We start from the raw sequence: 23,712 nt of genomic DNA, 5'->3' as shown, positions 1-23,712 counted from the left end.
AATTACTACTTTTAAACTGTCTGAAATATAGACAACTATAATTTACTATTTTTGATAGATATCAATACCTTTATCAAGCAATTGAATCAAAGCACTTACATCGAGTAAGGCACACATTTTTTCTTTTACTAAGCCCGCCAACCACGGCCTTTTATTATTAGAGTCTACCCATTTTACTTCATCTTGACGTAACACAACTGTATCGATTAGGTTTTCCGCCATCAAGGCCCAAGGGCTATCATTTAACATGATAATATATTGATAATTCAGCGAATTCATTAGTTTTTCGTCACATTTTTCCGGCATAACCCATAAAGCAGTATCGACAACATTAATTTTTTCATCCCGATAAAGCATAACGCCTTTAAACCAACTGGGTTTACCCATTAAACTACTGGTTTTATCAACTTTATGAATGCCACCTAACTCAATCAGAGGAACAGCAAGGATTAACCCCGCGACATCAAAAAACATGACTTGAAAATCCCCTTGACGGTAGCTTTCCTGTTTATTGACCATAGCTTGAGCACGGCTTTTATCGGTAGAAATGGGGACTAAATCAACCTTTGCCACCTCAACCGTTTCTTCTTTAGGCTCACTGACTGTTTTAAGCAATTTTTCTAATGATTGATTGTCAGCATCCACTTTATGCGCCAAAGGTTTTCTAGCTGGCGGTTTAATGCGCTGGTGTGATAACTCTTCAGCAATGTCAGGCTCTGTAAGTAGTTCTGACAGGTAGGTTTTCATTACATTATGACTCGCGGGTAACGATTTACTCATTTAGCATTCAACCTCATTATTCTTCAGGCCTTGCTTGACTAAATAATTCAGAAGGCTTTTATAGGCTAATGTTCCTCGAGAGTTTGCGGCAAAATCTGAAGGTACTCTTTGAGCGAAACTGGCATTTCTCAAGTTAGTATCAACGGGTACTACACCCGGCCATATTTCATTAGTATAGTCTTCTTGTAGTTTTTTAAACGCTAAAATAGAAGCTTTTGTTCGTTTGTCAAACATGGTTGGCACTATGGTGTATTTAAAAGGACTTTCTTGTTCGCCTTGCATAATCTCCATCGTTTTGACCATACGGTCTAAGCCTTTTAATGCCAGAAATTCTGTTTGCACAGGAATTATAATACGATCTGCCGCTGCCAGGGCATTTACCATAAGGACACCAAGTACGGGCGGACAATCAATTAATACATAGTCATAACTGTCAGCTACTTTTTGCACCGCTTTTTTTAAAACTAAGCCCATGCCACCTTTTGTGCCTAAAGAGCGATCCAGCGTCGCTAGCCCCATAGTTGCGGGTAAAATATCTATATTAGGATACCTACTAGGACATAAGGTTTGTAAAATTTGTTCTCTGGTTGAAACCTGAGTAAATAAGTTATAAACACTCAAATCTAAATCTTCTGATTCAATACCAAAATAGTAACTTAATGACGCATGAGGGTCGGTATCAACTAATAATACTCGATGACCTTGCTCAGCTAATACCCCGGCAAGAGCTATAGTTGTAGTGGTTTTACCAACACCACCTTTTTGATTTGCAATGGTCCAAACTATCAAGAGCAATACTCACTTACATTTATTTAATTTTATTAATCATATTGATAGCTAATTTACTCTATAGCATTATTAGCTTTTTTTTCTTTTAAGGGGCGACTCTCTGGTAATTGTTCAACGTCATCATCACCACGAGTAGTTATACGAATACCACCGTTATCCAGACGAATCACCTTGATATTATTCGATTGCTCAATACTTAGCTCATTTGAACCGTTAATTGGTGTTATTGCTTCAATGCTTTGTAAATCAATGGTTGGAGTAATGAGTAAATTCGCTTTCTCTAAACCATATTTAGAAATAGCAATAACCACTTTTCTATTTTTAGCTCTACCTTGTACGGTTAAATTATCTGCACTGGGGTAATATTGACCATAACCCTCAATAGCCATGCGAGCAGGATTTAGACCTAGTTTTTCTAATACCCTCAAAATTGCTGTCGCTCTAAAAACAGATAGCTCCCAATTTGAAGAGAATATTTCATTATTTATTACTTGGTTATCGGTATAACCTCGTACTCTAATAAAGTTACTGGCTTGACCAATGACGTCATAAATTGCCGATAAAATCGCCTCAGCAGAAAGTGTGGCTGATGTGGAACCACTGGGAAATAATAAAGCACTATTTAACTCTATCTCTAACCAATCACCATCTATTTGTAATTGGGCAAAACCAGACTCAACCAGTTCATATAAAGCGGTATGTAACTCCTCTTCTAAGGAACTTAAGTTATTTCCTACTTGCGCATCAGAGATGTTAGATAAGCTTCTTTCGTTATTAAGTACTTCCGGTCCGGCAACCTCTAAAATACCATTGCCAAATAACTTTTTATTCGTTTTACTGGTATTAACCATCAAGACACCATCACCATGCCCTCGGTTTTTACTCTTATCTTCATAAGTTTGAAAGACACGACCAAGTGATTCTGTAAGACTCTCAAAAGGCTTTTCTTTCACCATTGCCATTGCGTATAACACCACAAACAAGGCAAACATTAATGTCATATAATCTGCATAAGAGACTAACCAACGATGTACATTATCATGCTCTATCGTGTGTCTTCGATTACGCAGCCGATTCATCGATCTAACCTAAATGCTGATAGTTTATTTTCAATCGCATGAGGATTCTCTCCATTAGCAATGGATACCAACCCCTCACAAATCATTTCACGATACATGGTTTGTTGATGAATAATAGCTCGTATTTTATTTGCTATCGGTAAATAGAGCAGGTTCGCAAAACCTACCCCATAAATCGTTGCAATAAAAGCGGTTGCAATACCCTGCCCTAATAATTCCGGCTCAGCTAGATTACTCATAGCGTGAATTAAGCCAAGTACTGCACCTAATATACCAATGGTAGGACTGTAGCCACCCATAGCTTCAAATACATTGGCAGAACGCAGGTTATGTTCTCGATAAATATCTAAGTCTAACTCTAGCGCAACTCTAAAATTTTCAAGATCAACACCATCAACCAACAAATTAAGTCCCTTTTGGGTATAGCTATCTTCAATTTCCAAGGCGGTATCTTCTAAAGCAAGGTATCCTGATTCTCTCGCCTTAGTTGCCCAATCTACAATTTCATTTATACCACGATCCATATCGTATTTAGGCGGAGAAAAAACCCATTTGAGTAATGATATTGCATGAGTAAACTGCATCATTGACGATTGCAGCATAACTGCACCTAATGTACCGCCAAAAACAATAATAAAAGCGGGTAGCTCAAATAAAGCGGACAGGTGACCACCATCAAGAGTGAAGCCAAAATAAACAGCAAAAATTGCAATAAATAGACCTGCTACACTCAATTTATCCATGGCCAATTTCCTTAACCATTGAGGCCGCTATTGAATCTAGTGGCAAGGACAACTGAGACAAGCCAGCTTTATCTACCGCTTGAGGCATACCATAAACAACACAGGATTGTTCATCTTGCGACCAAATGGTCGAGCCTTTAGCTTTTAACATCCTCGACCCTTCTTTACCATCAGAGCCCATGCCTGTAAGAATCACCCCAAGCACTTTACCGGCAAAGGTTTTAGCTGCTGAGCCAAAACTGATATCAACACTCGGCTTAAAAGTAATTTTTGGGGAGTCATCATCGAGAATTTTGATTTTTGCTGAATTTTCACTGCCAATAATAATCATTTGCCGACCACCTGGAGCTAAATAAGCACAACCAGGTTTTAGTACATCGCCATCCGCTGCTTCTTTAATTGATATTTTACACAAGGTATTTAAACGACTGGCAAAAGCTGCAGTGAATGCCGCAGGCATATGCTGAACAATAATAATAGGTAATGGAAAATCTTGATCCAATTGCACCAATATTTTTTGCAGTGCTACTGGACCACCGGTTGAAGTACCAATAGCTAAGAGTTTGTATTCCTTACCAGAGCTACGCTTAAGTGTTTTTTTATCTTTAAGTGCCGAGGAAAATTCCGGAGTATAGGAGTTTGACGTTTTTGTAACGTTTGCTGTCAACCTTACTTTTGCTATGGGCGGACGGGTAACCCCAGTCTGATTCGCGGCTTTCGGTTTTTCAAAGCTAGATTTTCGTGCTATTTCAACAACCCGTTGCCGTAATAAACTACCCGCTTCATCGGTGTTTTTTGCAATTTCACTAAATTTTTTCGGTAAGAAATCTAAAGCTCCGGCATCAAGTGCATCAAGGGTTGCTTTAGCCCCTTGATGTGTTAGCGATGAAAACATCAATATTGCTGTTGGCGATTTCGCCATAATTTGCTTTACAGCGTCGATACCATTAAGCACTGGCATTTCTATATCCATAGTGATGACATCAGGCTTTAGCAATATAGCTTTCTCAACTGCTTCTTTGCCATTAACTGCAACATCAATAACGTTCAATTTTGGATCTTTATTAAGAATATCAGTAACTCTACGTCTAAAAAAGCTAGAGTCATCAACAACTAGTACCTTGTAGGCCATTTAACCTCTCTGATAACGCTACTTAATTCACGCTGTATAGTCATACTTGGTAATACAAAAAACATATTATTTTTGGGAATCATTAATGCGTAATTTTTTATTAACAGGTGATTTTTTTGCATAATATTTTAGTAGATTTCCTATATCTAAAATGAGTGCAATACCGCCATCACTGGTAATCGTTGCACCAGCCATTCCTGGCGTTCCATGGAGTAACCTATCAAGTGGCTTAATCACAACTTCTTCTTGACCTATTAGGCTATCAACGACAAATCCAACTTGTTGATTTCCAAGTTGAACGATAACAACATGACCTTTATCACGGGTTTTCTCCACAAAATTACGCACTAGCCACTGATCGAGATAAAATAAGGGTATAGCTTTATCTCGAACTATAATGGTCAGTTGCCCATCAACATTGTTAGTCTTAGATAAGTCTAAGTGAAAAATTTCATTAACAGCGGAAAGTGGTAAAGCAAAGGTTTGTTTACCGACCACGACCATTAATGTCGGTAGTATCGCTAAGGTTAATGGCACTTTAATTTCAAGTACTGTTCCTACACCTAGCTCAGAATCAATATTTACCGTACCGTTAAGTTGAGTGATTTTGGTTTTCACCACATCCATGCCGACGCCACGGCCCGAAACCTCAGAAATTTCAGTTTTAGTAGAGAACCCTGGAGCAAAAATAAGACTAAAGGCTTCTTTATCTGACATTCTAGCAGCCGACTCGGTATCAAGTACACCACGGTCAATAGCGATACTTTTTAATTTTTCAGGATCCATGCCCGCACCATCATCTTTAATGGTGAGTAATATATGATCGCCCTCTTGTGAAGCCGATAGGACAACGGTACCTTCTCTAGGTTTGCCCATAGCTTCACGAACATCTGGATCTTCGATGCCATGATCTACGGAGTTTCTAACTAAATGCACTAAAGGATCAGCAAGAGCTTCCACTAAATTTTTATCTAAGTCAGTCTCTTCACCTTCTAAAATTAGTGATATTTCTTTTTTCATACTACGAGCTAAATCGCGAACGACACGAGGAAAACGACCAAAAACCTTTTTAATTGGCTGCATACGTGTTTTCATGACAGCGCCCTGAAGGTCGGTGGTTACCGCATCTAAATTAGTAACCGCTTTATTCAACTCTTCATCATCTGAAACTAAGCCTAGGCTCATTAAGCGATTCCTGACTAAGACTAATTCCCCCACCATATTCATTATTTGGTCAAGTCGTTTGGTGTCCACTCGCACGGTTGTTTCGCTTGCTGGTGCAGGTGTCGCAGCCTTTTTAGTAGCTTTCGCGGGAGATTTTTTGGCGACAGTTTTAGCCTGAGGCGATGCAGGTTCTTCTTTTTTAGTAATGTTAGGCGCTGTACTTACATTAGCATGAGTTATCGAAGTAGCTGTAGCTTTGGGGGCATTACCTTTACCATGAAGTTCATCCAATAATTTTTCAAACTCCAGATCGTCAATATCACCATTTGAACTACTAATGCTACTGTTTGTTGTCTCCCCTGCATCAGCAGAAAAGGCACCTTGGCCATGTAATTCATCTAATAATGATTCAAATTCATCATCGCTGATCTCATCACTTGAACCAATGGCGCTAGTAGTAGAGGGTGTAGGGGAGGTAGGAACACTACCTGAACCATGTAATTCATCTAAGAGTCGCTCAAACTCATCTTCACTCATTTCATCATTTGAGCTTGATTCAGACACCGAGCTAATAACATTTGGGCTAGCTGATGGAGTGTTTACGCCTTCGGGGTGACTCAACGTCTCGAGTTCAGCTATTAATGTCGCATCTGCTGGAGCAAGAGGTTCTCGACTTTGTACCTGAACAAACATGTCATTAATCGAGTCTAATGCGGATAATATAGTATCCATTAGTTCAGGATTAACCGAGCGTTTCCCAGTACGTAAAAGGTCGAATATATTTTCTGCACCGTGACAGACATCAACAAGTGCTCCAAGATTTAAAAAACCGGCACCCCCTTTAATAGTATGAAAACCACGGAATATCGAATTCAATAACTCAGCATTATCTACGTCATTTTCGAGCTCAACCAGCTCTTCTGAAAGTGACTCTAAGATTTCACCCGCTTCTACTAAAAAGTCCTGTAAAATTTCTTCATCTGCTTCAAAAGACATGCAGTAACTCCCATTAAAATCCTAAACTTGACAAAAGATCGTCGACATCATCTTGATCTGCTACTACATCATCTCTATTTTCTTTATTTATAATCGGTCCTTCAACAAGATTTTTACCTACTTTAGGCAGTGCTTTCTCCTGCGCTGGTTCAGCAGAGATTCCAAAAGCCGTTAACATGTTTATTAAACTTTCTTCCACTTCTCGTACTAGGTCAATAACTTTACGAATGACTTGGCCCGTTAAATCTTGAAAATCTTGTGCCATTAACACGTCAGTCATTAAACTATGTATATGTTGGGTTTCTTTACCGGTATTTTTTAATAAGGTATCGATATCAAGGCACAATGATTTAAACTCGCTTAAGTCTAACTCATTATTCATCAACTTAGTCCATGAGGGATTTACGGCGGCTACTTGTTCGGCCATAGTATTTACCACCGGAAAAATAGCCTCAACTGCATCCATCGTTTTATTAGCGGCTTCTTCTGTTCTGGTAATAACAAAATTCAACCGTTCTTTGGCATCGGGGATATCTGAGGTAGCGAGATCAGACAACCTAGAGTCTAACTGAAAATTTGTTAACGAATCATGAAGCTGCCGTGTTAATTTACCAATTTCAGCAAAAAGTTCCGAATTGATTGGGTTTTGAATCTCAGCAATAATAGCATTTGCTTCATCTTGCTGACCTAATTCTAAAAACTCAACCACAGATTTCGCTTGCTCTAATGAGATCCGCCCCGTCATAGCTATAGTCATGCAAAGTCCTTAATACAATATTTATCAAAACCTTACTTTAGCTAAGCACTAATGTGCTAACTAAAGTTCGCACATTAAGCTAAGCGCTCAAAAATTTTCTCTATCTTAGTTTTTAATGTTGCGGCGGTAAAAGGTTTAACAATATAGCCATTAACACCTGCTTGAGCTGCCATCACGATTTGTTCTTTTTTAGCTTCTGCGGTAATAAGTAATACTGGGATATGTGATAGGCTCGCATCTGCACGGATTGCTTTTAGCAAATCGATACCTTGCATGCCGGGCATGTTCCAGTCTGTTACCACAAAGTCAAAATTACCACCTTGAAGCATAGGTAAAGCTGTATTGCCATCATCCGCCTCTTGAATGTTGGTAAACCCTAAATCTCGTAACAAATTTTTCACTATACGTCTCATGGTTGAAAAGTCATCAACAACAAGCACTTTCATATTTTTATCCAAGGCACCCTCCGGCAAAACATTCAAATTAATTAGTTTTTCTATGTATACTTTTTTTACCTAACAAGGTAGTTATTTTTATAGTAAGCGCTCAGCTGACAATTTTAGCTAACTTTGCCAAGAATGCATGCGTGCTTTTAGACGATGCATCGCTTGACTATGTATTTGGCTTACCCTTGATTCACTTACATCAAGAACTTGACCTATTTCTCGTAAGTTCAATTCTTCATCGTAATATAGAGACAGTACTAAAGCTTCTCTCTCGGGTAAAGAGCTAATGCATTGAGCTAGGCCTTTTTTAAAAGCACTGTGTTCAATACTATGATATGGATCATCACCACGGCAACTATCAGCTGATTTTATCGCATCTTCATTAACGCCTAAATCGTCAATACCGAGTATTTTTCCTGTACTAACTTCACTTAATATATGATGGTAGTCATTTAGTGAAATATCAAGTTTTTCAGCCACTTCAATATCAGAAACATCTCGACCACGTTGCGCTTCGAGTTGTTTAATTGCTTCACTTATCATTCTGCTATTTTTGTGAACAGAACGTGGCGTCCAATCGCCTCGACGTATTTCATCAAGCATAGCACCACGAATTCTAATACCAGCAAACGTTTCAAAGCTAGCGCCTTTACTGTTATCAAAATTGTTGGCTGCTTCAAATAAACCAATCATACCCGATTGAATTAAGTCATCGACTATCACACTTGCTGGCAACCTTGCCAGTAAATGGTAGGCAATGCGCTTGACCAAAACAGCATGTTGTTCAAGCAAAGCTGTTTTATCAATTAGACTATTGTAGCTATTTGCTTTTACCACGTATTATTGCTCTCATTGAAGACATGCTTAATTACTCAGTTATTTAGTTCCCTAGTAACTGCTCAATAAAGAATTCTAGGTGTCCTGAAGCTTGTTTAGGAACTGGCCATTGGCTAACTTTGGTGGCTAAATCAATATAAGCTAACGCTGCTGGAGATTGAGGATAAGCTTCCACAATCAGTTGTTGCTTACGTACTGATTTGCGAACATTTTCATCGAAGGGTATTACCGCGACTAGCTCTATAGCCACATCGAGAAACCTATCAGTTACTTTTGTTAATTTGGCAAAAAGTTGTTGTCCTTCTCTAGGACTACGAACCATATTAGCAACAACTTTAAATTTAAAGACACCGTGATCACGGCTGAGTAATTTCATTAAGGCATAACAATCAGTAATAGAGGTGGGTTCATCACAAACGACTAACATGACATCCTGTGCAGCCCTGGTAAAGCTTAACACCATATCGGAAATGCCAGCCGCGGTATCAATTATCAATACATCGAACTGCGTTTTCATTTCACTAAAGGCTCGAATGAGACCGGCATGCTCTGATGGCGTTAAATCCACCATAGACTGTGAACCGGATGTTGCGGGGATAATCTTAATCCCTGCGGGTCCCTCAATAATAATATCATCAAGCTCACATTCACCTGATAATACATGAGATAAGTTACGCTTTACTCTTAACCCTAACATCACATCGACATTTGCCAGGCCTAAATCGGCATCAAGCACTAAAACTCGTTTACCCTGTTGCCCTAAAGCAACGGCTGTATTAAGGGCAGTGTTGGTTTTACCAACGCCACCTTTTCCGCCTGAAACTGCCACGACTTTAACTTGCTGTAGGTCTTGCATCTTTCTTAAGCCGCTCGCTTGATCTATCATTTAATTATTACTTCTAATCATATCTATTTAGCTACTAGCTAGAACCTTATACTATTGCGGCATGAGCAACTGGCATTGGCCGCATTACACTTACATTGTTATTTACTGACTTAGTTGCCATCTTATCTGCCAGAGTAACTAGTTTCTCAGCATTTGCAACTTTAATATCTTCTGGAACTCTTTGCCCATCAGTAAGATACCCTATTGGTAAGCCATTTTGAATCGAAGTTGTAATTATTTCACCAATACTGATACTTTCATCGAGTTTAGTATAAATACAACCCGATAATGGTATTTTTTTAAAGCGATCTACGTTTTCTTGCATTACACCCTGTTGTGTATTAGCCGCTAAAACTAAATAATTTCGAATTCTAACCCTAGCGTTCGCCACTAAGGCGGTTAATTGTTCGGCTAAACGAATGTCACGTTGTCCCATGCCAGCAGTATCAATTAAAATTAATTTCTTCTTAGAGTATTGCTGTAACAGAGTATCTAATGCTTGGCTATCTTTAGCAAGGCTCACCTGACAGCCAATAATCTTGCCATACGTGGCTAATTGCTCAAAGCCAGCAATACGGAAAGTATCGGTAGAAATAAGAGCCACTTGATCGCTGCCATGTACTTGCGAGAAACCTGCAGCAAGTTTTGCTATGGTGGTAGTTTTACCTACCCCTGTTGGGCCAACTAGCGCAACAACGCCGCCACGAGTGATAATATCATTTTGTGTGGTATTAATTTGCTTAGCAATAAGTTGAGTTGCTTGCGCCCAGGCTTCCTTTGCAGTCGACTGTTCAGGTACATAGCCGGCAATTTGATCGGCAATTTGTTCATTCAGCCCTAAAGCCAGTAAACGATTGACCAGTACTGCGCGTTGTGGATTTTTTTGCGCCATATCTTGCCACATTAAACCTGAAACTTGATGCTCTAGTAATGAACGAATTGAGGCCATCTCTTGCTGCATCTTGACAAAATCTTGTGAAGACACCTGGACATCATTATTGACATCAACGGCTAAGGGACTTGGGCTTGATATATTATTCGATACGATAGCCGTTATCTGGTCATCATCTTGAACATCTTCCGCGTTAGCGCCTTGCTCTGCTATCGTTGGCGGCAATCTATCAGTATCGGGTTGATTAAGACGGTCAGTAAAACTCTTGAGTTGCTGTTTTATAGTCGTTTTATCAAGGCCGCTGTCTTGCTGCTGAGCTGTTTGATGGCTTGACGGGTACTGAGGCGGATGTTGCACTTGACGATTAAGTAATGCTGATAAGCTATCAGCGGGTACATCTTCCGCGTTATTATCACTTACCACTGAGGATAAAGACGAAGATGACGTATTATTGTGCCGCTGTGTTTGTTGACCCAGGCTAACGACATCATTACTGACTTCTCTTGGGCTCAATGAATTCAGTTGTACTTCAGCTTCTGCTGCCCTCTTCTCAGGGGATTTTGCCGGAGGCACGGCTTGGTTATAATCAACAGCAGCCATTAATTCCACACCTTCTGGAATTTTTTTATTAGACATAATTACCGCATCAACGCCAAGTTCTTCCTTAATCTGTGTTAATGCAGTACGCATATCTTTGGCAACAAAACGTCTAATCTTCATAGCTAACCTCTACCTTTGCTCTTAGTTAAAACGTTGCACAGGCATACGTTTAACTTATTGTTATTGCCCAATAGCACTAACGATTTTAATTTGTTTGTCATCAGGGATTTCTTGATAAGAAATCACGCGTAAACTTGGTATGGTGTATTTAACAAACTTAGCCAAAACCTGACGCAGAATTCCCGACGTTAATAAAATTGGCGTATCTCCAGCCATTTCTTGCTGGTTTGCTCCTTCAGTTAATGATTTTTGTAAGCGCTCCGCTAAACCAGGTTCAATTCCGGCACCATCATCTCCTGCCATTTGCATAGACTGATGCAACATCTGTTCCAATTCTGGAGCCAAAGTTATGACGGGCACTTCTTTTGCGCCACCGACAAGATCTTGGATAATAAATTTTCTTAAACTTATTCGTACCGCTGCAGTGAGAACTTCGGCATCTTGGCTCTTCGGTCCATATTCAACCAGAGTTTGCACTATAGAACGCATATCTCGTACCGCAACACCTTCGTTCATAAGGCTTTGTAGTACTTTAACAACCGTGCCTAAAGTCAGGGTATCAGGAATAAAGCCTTCCACTAACTTAGGGTAGCTTTTAGCAAGTAAGTCCAATAAGTTTTGTACTTCTTCATGTCCTAGCAACTGAGCAGCATTATTGGTTAATATCTGACTTAAATGCGTTGCTAATACGGTGGCCGAATCAACGACGGTGTAACCTAACGTTTGTGCTTGTTCACGTTGATTTTGATTAATCCAAGTGGCCTCAAGACCAAAAGCGGGGTCCTTTGTCGCTACGCCTTCAAGCTTACCAAAAACTTGTCCAGGATTAATGGCGAGCTCCTGATCATGACGAATTTCGGCCGTGCCAACAACAACACCCATAAGTGATATTTGATAACTGTTTGGGTCTAAATCTAAATTATCTCGGATATGTACTGCGGGCACTAAAAAGCCAAATTCTTGCGATAACTTTTTTCGTACCCCTTTAATACGGCTCAGTAGTTCACCACCTTGCGCTTTATCCACTAGGGGGATCAAACGATAACCAATCTCTAGACCAATAATATCAACCTGATTGACATCATCCCAATCCAATTCTTTCACGTCCTCTTCTTTTTGTTGGTGCTGCACCTGTGCTTCTTCGGCTATTTTTTCTTGTGCAATTTTTTTGTTTTCTTTTTTTCTCGCACCAAAAAAAGCAGTGGCCGCAATCATGGCCGAAAATAATAAAAAGACAAAGTGTGGCATACCGGGGATAACCCCCATAACAAACATCACCCCTGCGGTAATATAAAGCGACTTTTCTTGGCCTAATTGGCTGCTAACTTGTTCACCCATGTCTTGGGCCGTGTTTTGACGGGTAACAACAATAGCGGTACCAACCGATAATAATAAACCTGGTATTTGCGCAGCAAGGCCATCACCAATAGTCAGAACAGTATAAATTTCAACTGCCTCGCCAAAGGCTAGGTCATGTTGCACCATACCAATGATTAAGCCACCAATGATATTAATGAACAAAATAAGAATTCCGGCAATGGCATCACCTTTGACGAATTTACTGGCACCATCCATTGAGCCATAAAAATCGGCTTCATTGGTCACTTCTATACGGCGATCTTTTGCTTCTTCTTGGGTAATAAACCCCGCATTTAAATCGGCATCAATGGCCATTTGTTTACCCGGCATAGCATCTAAGGTAAAACGCGCTGTTACTTCGGCAATGCGGCCCGCACCTTTAGTGATCACCACAAAGTTGATAATAATTAAGATTAAAAATACCACTAAGCCGACCGCATAATTGCCACCAATAACGACAGAACCAAAGGCTTCGATAACTTTACCCGCGGCATCTGGGCCTTCATGACCTTCTAATAGCACTATCCGGGTACTGGCGACATTCAGTGCTAAACGTAAAATAGTTGCCACGAGCAAAACGGCCGGGAAAGAGCCAAAATCAAGGGGTCTTAAGGTGTAAACAGTAATGAGTAAAACAACAAGAGATAGTGCTATATTAAAAGAAAACAGGATATCTAATAACCAAGCGGGCATAGGTAACATAACCATGCCTAGGGCGGCCATGACCAAAATAGGTGTACCCAGCCCAGTCAGATGACGTAACTTCGATTTATCAAATTGATTAAAATAAGCGACTAATTGCATTACTACTTCATGATGTTTTTTTGACAGTTATCATGAGGTAGCAATTCTTATACCAAAAGAGCTTACCGCGTCTATTTACTTGCTCTGTTCACGCTAATATCTAAAGTCATCGGGGATAGGCAGATCTTTAGTAACTGGAATTGGTTTTTTAGCCTTACCTTTTTTATGTTCATTGAGCTGGAAGATAAAGGCCAACACTTGTGCAACAGCGGCAAACAGCTCTTCAGGAATATCTTCACCAACTTCGGCAGTATAATAAATTGAGCGTGCTAAGGCCGCTGATTGAATAATCTCAACTTGATGCTCTTTAGCAATGGTGCGGATATGTATGGCCATTTCATCAACACCTTTAGCGACCAACACTGGGGCTCCACCTACCGCGGCATCATATTTAAGCGCAATAGAAAAATGGGTAGGATTAGTGATGACTACATCCGAGTCGGGCACATCAGCCATCATACGTCGTTGCGACATTTCATATTGCGTCCGACGAATACGGCCTTTCATTTCAGGACTACCTTCTGAACTTTTATGTTCATCTTTAATTTCTTGCTTAGTCATTTTTAGTTGGCGGTTATGATTCCAAACTTGATACGGCGCATCAATAGCCACAATAATGCCTATCGATAAGGCCAACACTAAGAACATCCACAGCAGCATAGTCGTTGCATGTTCAAAGTTAGCGGGAATAGTTTCTCGACTTAACCCTAAAATTTGTTCAAACAAACCATTAAGTAATAAATAAGCGACAATAAAAACCACAAAGAACTTTAAGATTGATTTAAACAACTCGACCGCTGCTTGTACCCCGAACATTCTTTTAAAGCCAGCCATAGGGGAGAGCCGACTTGCTTTAGGCATCATCGCCTCCCACGAAAAACTCATACCACCAAGTAAAGTATTACCCACAAAGGCCGCGAGCATAATGATAACGAATATCCACATTAAGGGGGGGACAACTTGAAAGATACCATCATTTATCACTTTAAAAAGCGCATTGACATCCATGGCCTCTTCTCTCGTTAAGCTAAACATATGAGTCATCATATTAGCCATTGAGGTGGCTAAAGATTTCCCCATAAGTAACATGGCGCAAGCACTGCCAACCAAAACAAAAAAAGTGCCTAAATCTTTAGAGCGGGCAATTTGACCCTTTTTACGGGCATCGGTTAGTTTTTTTGCCGTGGGTTCTTCGCTTTTTTCACCACTATCAGAGTCAGCCATCTATGTGGCCTGACAATCAATAAGGTAGCAGCTAAAATCTAGTGCCCGTTGCCACTGCAGTTCAAAGTGAGTGAGAAAATTACCAAAGGTTAGCCACATAATAAGTAAACCTGCCAGCATGGTGATGGGAAAGCCAATAGCAAAAATATTCAATTGCGGCGCGGCTCTGGTCATAATACCAAAGGAAAAATTTATCAATAACATCGCCGTTACTGGTGCTAAAGCAAGAGATAGCGCGGTAGCAAACATCCAACTGCCCCATTCAACGATTTCTCTATATTTGATGCTGGATAAATGCTCGGTTGGAATAGGTAAGGTCTCAAAGCTGGCGACAATAAAATGTAAATAAGCCAGATGTCCATCCATCACCCAAAATAGCAGTGAAGATAAAATTAAAAAGAATTGCCCAACAGCTGGGACATTCATACCGCTTGCGGGATCAATTAATGAAGCAAAACCAAGACCTGATTGCATGGCAATAATTTGCCCTGCCAAGGTAAAAGTGTTAACTACCATGATAGTGACAAAGCCAAGCATAATCCCGATAATCATCTGTTGTCCCAGTAAGATAGCCGTATTGATAGACATTAAATCAATATCTTTAACGGGTGGGATGGCCGGCATGATAGCAACGGTTATGGCTAAGGATAAAAAAAGTTTTACCCGCATTGGAATGGTTTGAGCACTAAAGCCTATCATGGTCATAACCAAGGCAGAGATACGACTAAAGGGCAAAATAAGATCTGCCATAAATTGGTTAATAACGGACTCGGTAAATTCCATTACCAGCTACCAATATCGAGTATATTACCAGTAACACTTAGAGCTAACACCACGTTAACCATTAGATAATGACACTGGGTATGCTAGCAATGAGTCGAATGGTATAGTCCATAATTTTTTGTAATAGCCAATGTCCGCCAAATATCAGAGAAAGTAAAGTGACAATTAATCTTGGTAAAAAGCTTAAGGTTTGCTCATTAATTGAAGTAGCTGCTTGAAAAACAGCCACAATTAATCCCACCGCAAGACTGGGTAAGATGATAGCACTTACTAGTACGATAACGAGTAATAAAGCATCACCTAGTATATCCACATAGATTTCAGGTCCCATAAGCTACTCCCTTGTATACCCCATTTTTCTTAAATGCTAGTGAAGCAGTCTCGCTAACTACCCATACCATAGCTGGTTGCTATGGTGCCAATAACAAGGTTCCAACCATCAACCAAAACAAATAACATCAGCTTAAAAGGTAAAGATACAATCATGGGCGAAAGCATCATCATGCCCATGGCCATCAATATACTGGCGACAACCAAATCGATGATCAAAAAAGGTATAAATAATATAAAACCAATTTGAAAAGCGGTTTTTAATTCACTGATAATAAAAGCAGGGATAATGACGGTCATAGGTAAATCGGTTGGTTTATCTACCGCTTCAATACCAGCCATCCCGGCTAAGGTATCAAGATCTTTAATACGGGTTTGCTCCAACATAAAAGCACGCAGCGGTATCTTGCCCAGATTGATGGCTTCACTGGACGTTAACTGGTCTGCTATATAGGGCTGAATGGCCGTTCTATCTATTTCATTATATACTGGCGTCATTATGAACAGTGTCATAAAGAGCGTCAGTCCAATAATCACTTGATTCGACGGTGTTTGCTGAAGACCAAAAGCTTGTCGTAAAATGGACATAATCACCACAATTCGAGTAAATGAGGTCATCATTATGATAGCAGCAGGGATAAAACTTAGCGCAGTCATAAAAATCAATATTTGTAGATTTACTGAATACTCTTGCGAGCCATCAGGGTTTGTAGTGAGCGTTAAGGCCGACAACGATAGATCACCGGCAAGAGCGTCAAAACTCATACTGAGTAAGGATAAAGCTATGATGATGAATAACGAAATTCTTTTCATGGTTCCCTGAACGTCCTAAATTTATAAGCCTAAGTTAGCGGCAAACTTTAAAATAATATGATGTTGATTTTATCTAATAACAAGTGGTCAATTAAGGCACTTGTTATAACTTTTAAAACAATAGCCACTACGACTTTTTAGCTAACAAAAAAGATAATATATTTTTAGGTAAATCTGCCGTATTAATACTTTGCTGAGCTAATGGCTCTGATAACTTTTCCAACAAGCTGATTTTTTGACCGGTAACACCTAGCAGTAATTGTTGCTCACCCACTTGCACTACCATCAACCGCTCTTTATTCCCTAACGACAGGCTGGTGATAACTTTAAGTTGACTCATGCCTTGTTGGGAAACGTTAAAGCGCTTAAGTACAAATGCACAACTAATAATTAACGCTAAAACCATCAACAAAGATAAGATCATACTGCCTGGATCCATATTAGCCCCAACATGCTTACCTACCTCAGGGCTGTTTTTTACCGTTTTTCCATCTAAAAAAACGGGTCGAGTTACCCCTTCAGGGCCAGTGTCATTATCCACTAAAAACTTTTGACCAATAGCCTGCGCTACCGCGAATTTTTCATTGGGAATATTTTCAGTGGCATTACTTTCGGCTAAAGCCAGCAAAGAAAGGAAATAACAACTAATAGCTAAGAATATACGTATTTTTTTTATTATCATAGAGCAGATATCTTTATTCATACCAAGGGAAACGCTCATCATACGAGCTACTTTAATTTTTTGATACGTTCAACTTGGCTAATCACGTCGGTTAAGCGAATACCAAACTTATCATTCACCACAACAACTTCACCGTGGGCTATTAAGGTGCCATTCACCAAAACATCAAGTGACTCACCCGCTACCCGGTCTAATTCAACCACTGAGCCTTGGTTCAATTGCAATAAATTACGAATGCTAATATGACTTCGGCCTACTTCCATAGAAATTGTCACCGGTATATCTAAAATAGTATCAAGCTTCCGCTTTTCTTCACCAGTAATAGGCGATTCTTCCTCGGTTAGCTCTTCAAGCTCTACCGTTTTTGCACCGGCGGTTTTGGCTTCAGCTTGTTCATCTAGCGCCTCATCCCACATACTTAGGTCTTCATCTTTGTCGTTACTCATACCACTGGCCTCAATTTATAAATTTTGTTCATACTAGGTGGACTTATTCGTTTATAAGTCTTCGTCAAGCAGGTGCAGTTCAGCATCGCTATCAAGGCGTTTACCACCTTTGGTTAAAATGGTTAATTCAGATTTAACTGACTCAGGTCGTTTAATTTTCGATACAATTTTCAAGGCGACATTATCTCGACTTTTACCTAACTTAGCCCTAAAAGTCGGTAGGTCTTCAATGAGTACGATAACGTGCTCAGGCATTTCAATGGGTATAATATCCCCTGCTCGTAATTCCATAATTTGTCGTAAAGGTATATCAACCTCAATAAACTTCGTATTAATAGCGACTGGCACATCCATAATTTCATCACGCAATGCCTTTGACCAACGCATATCGGTGTCTTCTTTATCACTTTGCACACCCGCATCAAGCAACTCACGTATAGGCTCGAGCATTGAGTAAGGCAAAGCGATGTGGAAATCTCCGCCACCGCCATCTAACTCAATATGGAAGGAGCTGATAACCACCACCTCTGTAGGGCTAACAATATTTGCCATAGACGGGTTCACTTCAGAGTCTAAATACTCAAACGAAACATCCATTACCGGTGACCAAGCTTCTTTATAATCTTCAAAAATAAGCTTTAACAGCATTTGAATAATACGGCGCTCTGTCGGAGTGAATTCACGACCTTCTATTTTTGCATGATAGCGGCCATCGCCACCAAAAAAGTTATCGACTAGTATAAAAACCAAGCGAGCTTCCATGGTAATTAATGCCGTACCTTTTAATGGACGAAAACGCACCATGTTCAGACTTGTCGGTACAAACAAGGTATGTATGTACTCACCAAACTTAATCATCTGAATGCCATTAATAGAAACCTCAGCCGTACGGCGCATCATATTAAATAAGCTGATACGCATATGGCGAGCAAAACGTTCGTTGACCATTTCCAATGTTGGCATTCGGCCACGAACAATACGATCCTGTGAAGAGAAGTCATAATCAGAGGGTCCGTCATGGTCTTTAACGACATCCTCAACTATTTCCTCATCTTCAACATCATCAACACCATGTAGTAAGGCATCAATCTCGTCTTGGGATAATAAATCACTCACTCGATAGTCTCTTTCATTGTTATCAATATAAGTATCAAAATATGTAGCAATTTAACTCGCTACTTAATGATTACTTTAACGCTATTAATCTGTACTGTTGACTTGTGCTGCTATGCTCAGCTAGCTATTGCATGACAAAACCAGTAAACAGTACTTTTTCTACAGTTTTGTCACCTTCGACATCTGTCATGATTTTTTGAACAGCCACTAATGACAGCTGCTTTAAAGTGATTTTTCCGGCACTGGTTGCCAAATCATCGGCGTTGGCTTGAGAGAAAACACTCAGTAAAGTACTTTCAATTAACGGAATATGCATTTTGGCATTCTCTTCATTATCGCCACCGCGAACAAGTAATTGTACACGTATTTCGACAAAACGGTCGCGCGCTGCGCCAGGAACATTAAAACGAAAGGCTCTAGGCATTGGTACATATAAAGCGGTACCCAAATGAGCGCCTGAACTAGCTTTAGCTACTTTAACTTCACTGCCCTCACTATCTAATGCTGCAGTAATTTCTGCTTGACTTGCATCACTACCACTCATAAAAAAGTAACCCGCTGCTGCACCCGCAAGTAAAACCACGACAGCAATGATGATGATGATCATTTTTTTCTTTTTACCTGAGTTATCTAGCTCTAACTCACCTTCTTTACCCTTTTCTTTTTCGTCTGCCATGAGAATCCTTTAAATTTACCGCCATTAATAGTCAAAATAATAGTGACTAATGAATGACATAGTATTAATTGATAGACTATATCCTTGAATAGTCTTTGAGCCAATGTGTTTTCACCAACTTAACTTCATTTTAGTCAATTAAGCGTAGTAATCTACGCCCGTTGTCGAAGAATCGAACAACTTAGCGGATAAGGCGTGTTCTACCCTATGCTCGTCTTCATCTAAATTGGTTAACAATGCTGCCCGGTCATTACTTTGATTTAAATTATTTTTATCATTATTTTTCCGCTGACTTTGTTGCTCAACAGTAGCGTCGCCGACATCGACACCCTGCTCCGCCAACATATCCCTTAATTTCTGCATATTCTGCTCTAATGCTTCTTTTGCTTGCTGGTTTTGCACGATAAAATTAACCGTAGCTTGCTCACCTTGTAAATTAACGCGCACCTGCATATTACCAAACTCAGGTGGGTCCAAGGTGATATCAAATTGTTGTAACTTCTGGCTGATCATAATCATGACTTTATCTTTTACCGCATCGGCAAAATCTTTTCTATAAATAGCAAGGCTTTCTTGGTGAAGTTGCACCTTGTTTGTCTGGATTTGTGCGATATCACTGGCAACATTATGACTTAGTACTTCAACTGCTTGATGCTCAATATAGGCATCAGTGCTTTGTTTAGCTTGGGTTGCTTGTATGGCTAATGCTTGTGACTCAGAGAAAGAACGTGTGGCCATATTGTCACTAACCTTGCTGGTTGTTTTCATGCCTTGCTCGACCGGTTGCTCTTGTGACAACAGCAGAGTTTCAGCATACTCAGCATCATCAATAGCTTGTTGCTCACTACTGACTAGTGGTATTGCTGGTTGCTGCTGAGCCTGTTGCAGCCCTTGAACTTGAGCATTGCTCAAGTTGACTTGTTTTGCTTGAACCGCAACGGGCTGTTCTTTAGCGGTAAATTCATGCGGTATTATCGAGGGTGTAGTTCGTTCTGCTATGGGTTTATCTGCGCTAACATTGCTTAATATTGAATTAACCGAGTTAGTTTCGAACTCGGCTTTGGCAACGAATTGTTGTTCATTATTGCTGGCTTTATTTTGCATGGCCTCGAGTGTATGGTTCGCTACTTTAGTGACAGAAGGTAGCTGTTTTTCAGTTGCATCCGATGCGGAAACTGGTAATTCAGCACTATTTGTACCTGGGGGTTTAGCTGATAAAGTGACATTTTTTTCACTTAGGGGCGCTTTAGTTTTAGCTAATGACTCTTTAGCTATTAGTTCTTTAGCAAGAAGCTGTACCTCTGCGGCGGTTAGCTTATCATTACCAACGGGCAATGGGTATAAACCCGACTCTACTTGCTCGGTAAGTTGGCTTTTATTGGTTGCTGAAACACTGTTCGCTAAATCGGTAGCTTTATTATTCAGTTGAGCTGCAGTTAACTGGGCATTCGTTAACTGCTCGCCAGTTATACTTTGATTGTTGCTGATGCTTTGCAGTGATTGTTGGTAATTTTTTAGTAGTTGCTCGCTAGGTTGCTGTGCAAAACCAACATTTTTCAGCTGGCTTTGAGCGAGTAACTCCTCTTTTGAAAACGCCTTGAGCTTATGTTCAACGTTAAGTTCAACTGTATTTCGCTCATTTAATTTACCCGTTTCATTAGCTTCTGTTGCGCTTTTATCCTGTTTAGCCTCCGCAATGTCGACTTTACTATTAACGGGCTCACTCTTTGTTGATTTTTCGGTCATGCTAGTTAACGTTTGATCGCTATTATAAAGCAGAGCAATAAACTGCTCAGACTCAGCTAAGGCGTTATTGTTAGGTGATTTTGCTGTGGTTTTATCATCCGCTGTCGCCAAAACATTATTTGCGGGCGAGTGTTCGCTATTGTCTTGATTGGCATTATCAACACCAGCTTGCCCTGAAGAGTCACTTTCTTGGCCATTTTTGACTTCATCTGTGTCATTTTTGCCGTTGGCGGCAATAACATTACCATGCGTTGCCGAAGCTGATACAATTTTTTGTTGCGACTCTTTATCACTGGTCACGTTACTGTCATCGCTGACATGTTGGGCAACTAAACGAGAAAAGTCGGCCTCACCATCTTGTTCACCAGAAGACACAGAATTACTTTTATTCTTTAAATCAGTATCTTGTGATACAAAAACAGGTAAAACACTTGCTGATTGCATAGTCATTCCAATCGTTGATATTAGCTAAAATAATAAAAATCGCACTGTGTATTACTGACTATTGTCACCGGTCACTTTCATCTGTGCGCGATATAAACCCTGTACTAGCGCTTTACTAGCTGGTCTCTAGATAAGTAAGCAATAATCATTCCAGTTATTAAATTTATAACGGATGTTATAGCCAAAATAACTAACGTAAAGCGCGTCGAACAAATTGTTGAGTGGCTATTTCATCAAACATTTTTTGTTCAGCTCTTTGTTCTGCTATCGCCATTTTTTGCAAACGTTTATCACGTAATAGCTCAACTGCTTTCACCTTTTGCCGTTGTTTAAGCCAAATACTTTTACTTTGCTCAACCAAGGATTTTGCTTGTCGCATAGCAATTTCTACCTGCTTGGCAGCGGTATCAAGTTTGGCAATAAAAGCATGATAATGTCTATAAGTGGCACTGTCTAAGCCCTGCTCTGCTCGTTGACTTAATCGTTTCATGTATTCTAAGCGGTAGTCTGCCACGCCTTGTAAACGGGTAATATTTTGTTGATACTCATTTTCAGCTAATTTCAATTGATCGGCGCAACGTTGTTCGTTGTCTTTTTCAAACTTTAATATGGTATCAAGTTGCTTCATTGCCATTTGCTGTACCCTTTAAGTCAATACTTTTGCATCAATATGCTTATATCAACAACTAGCTCTGTGCTTGCTGTTTATTTTGCGCATGTGCCGCAGCAATAATTTCTTTCAACTGGGCAATACTTTGATCATAAGGAATAATCTCATTAATTTTTTGCTGTAAAAAAAAGTTGATCACTGGTAGCACGTTTATCGCCTGATCAATGCGTGGATCATTGCCTTTGGTGTAAGCACCTATGGCAATGAGGTCTTTATTTTGCTGATAAAGGGAATACATTTGCTTTAACTGCTTGGCCAAATCTTGATGTTCATCATCAGTGACCATAGGCATAACCCGTGATATAGAGCCTTCAATATTGACCGCGGGGTAATGTCCTGCATCGGCTAACTCTCGGGACAAGACCACATGACCATCTAAAATAGCGCGCGCAGCATCAGCAATAGGGTCTAGTAAGTCATCACCTTCGGTTAATACCGTATAAAATGCCGTTATAGAGCCCTGCCCTTCGCCGCCATTACCGGCACGTTCAACTAATTGCGGTAATTTAGAAAAAACTGACGGCGGATAGCCTTTTGTTGCGGGAGGTTCACCTACCGCTAAGGCAATTTCACGTTGTGCCTGTGCGTAACGTGTTAATGAATCAAGCAGTAACAAGACATCTAAACCTTGATCGCGAAAATACTCGCTTATTTGTACGGCCGTTTCACAACCTTTAAGGCGCATTAAAGGGGAATTATCTGCCGGAGCGGCAACAACAACCGCGCGCTTAAGCCCTTCTTCACCTAAAATTTCTTCAATAAATTCTTTTACTTCTCGGCCACGCTCACCCACTAAGCCAACGACAACAACATCGGCCGAGGTTCCCCGTGTCATCATCCCCATAAGCACACTTTTACCAACACCTGAGCCAGCAAACAACCCCATGCGCTGGCCTTTACCAATGGTGATAAAGCTATTGATAGAACGTACACCTACATCAAGTACTTCGGTGATTGCTCGTCGAGATAGTGGGTTCATGGGTTTACTATCATGATGATAATCATCATCTGATTTTATCGGCCCTTTACCATCAATGGGTTTGCCGACACCGTTGATTACCCGGCCGAGTAGGTCCATGGATAAAGGTACTTTAAATTTACTGGAAATAGGTAACACTCGTGCGCCAGGCATAACACCACGAAGGCTTTCTTCTGGCATTAAGTAGGTAATGTCTTGAGCAAAACCAACAACCTCAGCAAGTAAATCACCGTGTGCTGTTTCAACAAGACATTGACTACCAACATGTGCTTTCACGCCTACGGCTTCTAGGGTTAAACCGACAACACGCACTAACCTACCAGCAACGGGCGCTTTAAAGTCATGAATAAATTGTTGACTGTTTTTAAGTCGCTCGGTTAGACGTAAGCTATCAACCATAGTGTTTATTTACCTTAAGA

Annotated in this window: 23 protein-coding genes; all 23 read right to left on the bottom strand. The window is 40.2% G+C overall.

Annotated features, from left to right (window positions below; all coding sequences use genetic code 11):
- Nucleotides 1–45: 45 nt before the first annotated feature.
- The 23 genes from ASU03_RS05835 to fliI all read right to left on the bottom strand — a co-directional run bounded on the left by ASU03_RS05835 (nucleotide 46) and on the right by fliI (nucleotide 23,692).
- Nucleotides 46–780: a chemotaxis protein CheW gene (locus ASU03_RS05835; RefSeq protein ID WP_197411201.1), complete on the bottom strand. Its 735-nt coding sequence runs from the start codon at nucleotides 778–780 to the stop codon at nucleotides 46–48.
- Complete coding sequence (locus ASU03_RS05830) at nucleotides 781–1,569, bottom strand: ParA family protein (RefSeq protein ID WP_057830901.1); 789 nt, start codon at nucleotides 1,567–1,569, stop codon at nucleotides 781–783.
- A 53-nt stretch (nucleotides 1,570–1,622) separates the two neighbouring features.
- Nucleotides 1,623–2,648, bottom strand: a complete 1,026-nt coding sequence (locus tag ASU03_RS05825; protein WP_057830900.1) for a flagellar motor protein MotB — start codon at nucleotides 2,646–2,648, stop codon at nucleotides 1,623–1,625.
- The gene (locus ASU03_RS05820) at nucleotides 2,645–3,391 is read right to left on the bottom strand and encodes a flagellar motor protein (protein ID WP_057830899.1); all 747 of its coding nucleotides are present in this window, start codon (nucleotides 3,389–3,391) and stop codon (nucleotides 2,645–2,647) included. Before ASU03_RS05820 ends, ASU03_RS05825 begins: the two co-directional genes overlap by 4 nt.
- On the bottom strand, nucleotides 3,384–4,523 hold the full coding sequence (locus ASU03_RS05815; protein WP_057830898.1) for a protein-glutamate methylesterase/protein-glutamine glutaminase: 1,140 nt from the start codon (nucleotides 4,521–4,523) through the stop codon (nucleotides 3,384–3,386). Before ASU03_RS05815 ends, ASU03_RS05820 begins: the two co-directional genes overlap by 8 nt.
- Nucleotides 4,524–4,589: 66 nt before the next feature.
- Nucleotides 4,590–6,683, bottom strand: a complete 2,094-nt coding sequence (locus ASU03_RS05810; protein WP_057830897.1) for a chemotaxis protein CheA — start codon at nucleotides 6,681–6,683, stop codon at nucleotides 4,590–4,592.
- Between the two features lie 13 nt (nucleotides 6,684–6,696).
- Nucleotides 6,697–7,440: a protein phosphatase CheZ gene (locus tag ASU03_RS05805; RefSeq protein WP_057830896.1), complete on the bottom strand. Its 744-nt coding sequence runs from the start codon at nucleotides 7,438–7,440 to the stop codon at nucleotides 6,697–6,699.
- Between the two features lie 74 nt (nucleotides 7,441–7,514).
- Complete coding sequence (cheY, locus tag ASU03_RS05800) at nucleotides 7,515–7,898, bottom strand: chemotaxis response regulator CheY (RefSeq protein WP_082627176.1); 384 nt, start codon at nucleotides 7,896–7,898, stop codon at nucleotides 7,515–7,517.
- A gap of 105 nt (nucleotides 7,899–8,003) precedes the next feature.
- The gene (locus tag ASU03_RS05795; RefSeq protein WP_057830894.1) at nucleotides 8,004–8,723 is read right to left on the bottom strand and encodes an RNA polymerase sigma factor FliA; all 720 of its coding nucleotides are present in this window, start codon (nucleotides 8,721–8,723) and stop codon (nucleotides 8,004–8,006) included.
- Nucleotides 8,724–8,766: 43 nt separating this feature from the next.
- Nucleotides 8,767–9,609 (bottom strand): MinD/ParA family ATP-binding protein, encoded by an 843-nt coding sequence (locus ASU03_RS05790; protein ID WP_057830893.1) that lies wholly within the window; start codon nucleotides 9,607–9,609, stop codon nucleotides 8,767–8,769.
- A 46-nt stretch (nucleotides 9,610–9,655) separates the two neighbouring features.
- Nucleotides 9,656–11,221 (bottom strand): flagellar biosynthesis protein FlhF, encoded by a 1,566-nt coding sequence (flhF, locus tag ASU03_RS05785; protein WP_057830892.1) that lies wholly within the window; start codon nucleotides 11,219–11,221, stop codon nucleotides 9,656–9,658.
- Between the two features lie 60 nt (nucleotides 11,222–11,281).
- Nucleotides 11,282–13,384, bottom strand: coding sequence for a flagellar biosynthesis protein FlhA (gene flhA, locus ASU03_RS05780; RefSeq protein ID WP_057830891.1), 2,103 nt, complete (start codon nucleotides 13,382–13,384; stop codon nucleotides 11,282–11,284).
- Nucleotides 13,385–13,477: 93 nt separating this feature from the next.
- Complete coding sequence (flhB, locus tag ASU03_RS05775; RefSeq protein ID WP_057830890.1) at nucleotides 13,478–14,608, bottom strand: flagellar biosynthesis protein FlhB; 1,131 nt, start codon at nucleotides 14,606–14,608, stop codon at nucleotides 13,478–13,480.
- The gene (gene fliR / locus ASU03_RS05770) at nucleotides 14,609–15,391 is read right to left on the bottom strand and encodes a flagellar biosynthetic protein FliR (protein WP_057830889.1); all 783 of its coding nucleotides are present in this window, start codon (nucleotides 15,389–15,391) and stop codon (nucleotides 14,609–14,611) included.
- A gap of 61 nt (nucleotides 15,392–15,452) precedes the next feature.
- The gene (gene fliQ / locus ASU03_RS05765; protein ID WP_057180217.1) at nucleotides 15,453–15,722 is read right to left on the bottom strand and encodes a flagellar biosynthesis protein FliQ; all 270 of its coding nucleotides are present in this window, start codon (nucleotides 15,720–15,722) and stop codon (nucleotides 15,453–15,455) included.
- Between the two features lie 53 nt (nucleotides 15,723–15,775).
- On the bottom strand, nucleotides 15,776–16,534 hold the full coding sequence (gene fliP, locus ASU03_RS05760) for a flagellar type III secretion system pore protein FliP (protein ID WP_057830888.1): 759 nt from the start codon (nucleotides 16,532–16,534) through the stop codon (nucleotides 15,776–15,778).
- 127 nt (nucleotides 16,535–16,661) lie between these two features.
- Nucleotides 16,662–17,258 (bottom strand): flagellar biosynthetic protein FliO, encoded by a 597-nt coding sequence (fliO, locus tag ASU03_RS05755; protein ID WP_231731495.1) that lies wholly within the window; start codon nucleotides 17,256–17,258, stop codon nucleotides 16,662–16,664.
- Nucleotides 17,259–17,263: 5 nt separating this feature from the next.
- Entirely contained in the window at nucleotides 17,264–17,662 is a 399-nt protein-coding gene (fliN, locus tag ASU03_RS05750) for a flagellar motor switch protein FliN (protein WP_057830887.1), read from the bottom strand.
- A gap of 51 nt (nucleotides 17,663–17,713) precedes the next feature.
- Nucleotides 17,714–18,778 (bottom strand): flagellar motor switch protein FliM, encoded by a 1,065-nt coding sequence (gene fliM, locus ASU03_RS05745; RefSeq protein ID WP_057830886.1) that lies wholly within the window; start codon nucleotides 18,776–18,778, stop codon nucleotides 17,714–17,716.
- A 124-nt stretch (nucleotides 18,779–18,902) separates the two neighbouring features.
- A complete protein-coding gene (fliL, locus tag ASU03_RS05740; RefSeq protein WP_057830885.1) occupies nucleotides 18,903–19,454 on the bottom strand; it encodes a flagellar basal body-associated protein FliL in 552 nt (183 codons plus the stop codon).
- A gap of 138 nt (nucleotides 19,455–19,592) precedes the next feature.
- Complete coding sequence (locus tag ASU03_RS05735; protein ID WP_057830884.1) at nucleotides 19,593–21,644, bottom strand: flagellar hook-length control protein FliK; 2,052 nt, start codon at nucleotides 21,642–21,644, stop codon at nucleotides 19,593–19,595.
- 190 nt (nucleotides 21,645–21,834) lie between these two features.
- Nucleotides 21,835–22,278: a flagellar export protein FliJ gene (gene fliJ / locus ASU03_RS05730; protein WP_057830883.1), complete on the bottom strand. Its 444-nt coding sequence runs from the start codon at nucleotides 22,276–22,278 to the stop codon at nucleotides 21,835–21,837.
- Nucleotides 22,279–22,330: 52 nt separating this feature from the next.
- Nucleotides 22,331–23,692: a flagellar protein export ATPase FliI gene (gene fliI / locus ASU03_RS05725; RefSeq protein WP_057830882.1), complete on the bottom strand. Its 1,362-nt coding sequence runs from the start codon at nucleotides 23,690–23,692 to the stop codon at nucleotides 22,331–22,333.
- Nucleotides 23,693–23,712 lie beyond the last annotated feature (20 nt).

It is taken from the genome of Colwellia sp. TT2012 (assembly GCF_001440345.1).
Lineage (GTDB): Bacteria > Pseudomonadota > Gammaproteobacteria > Enterobacterales > Alteromonadaceae > Colwellia.
Note: the sequence above shows the minus strand (reverse complement) of the source record. Positions and strands in the feature narration are given on the sequence as shown.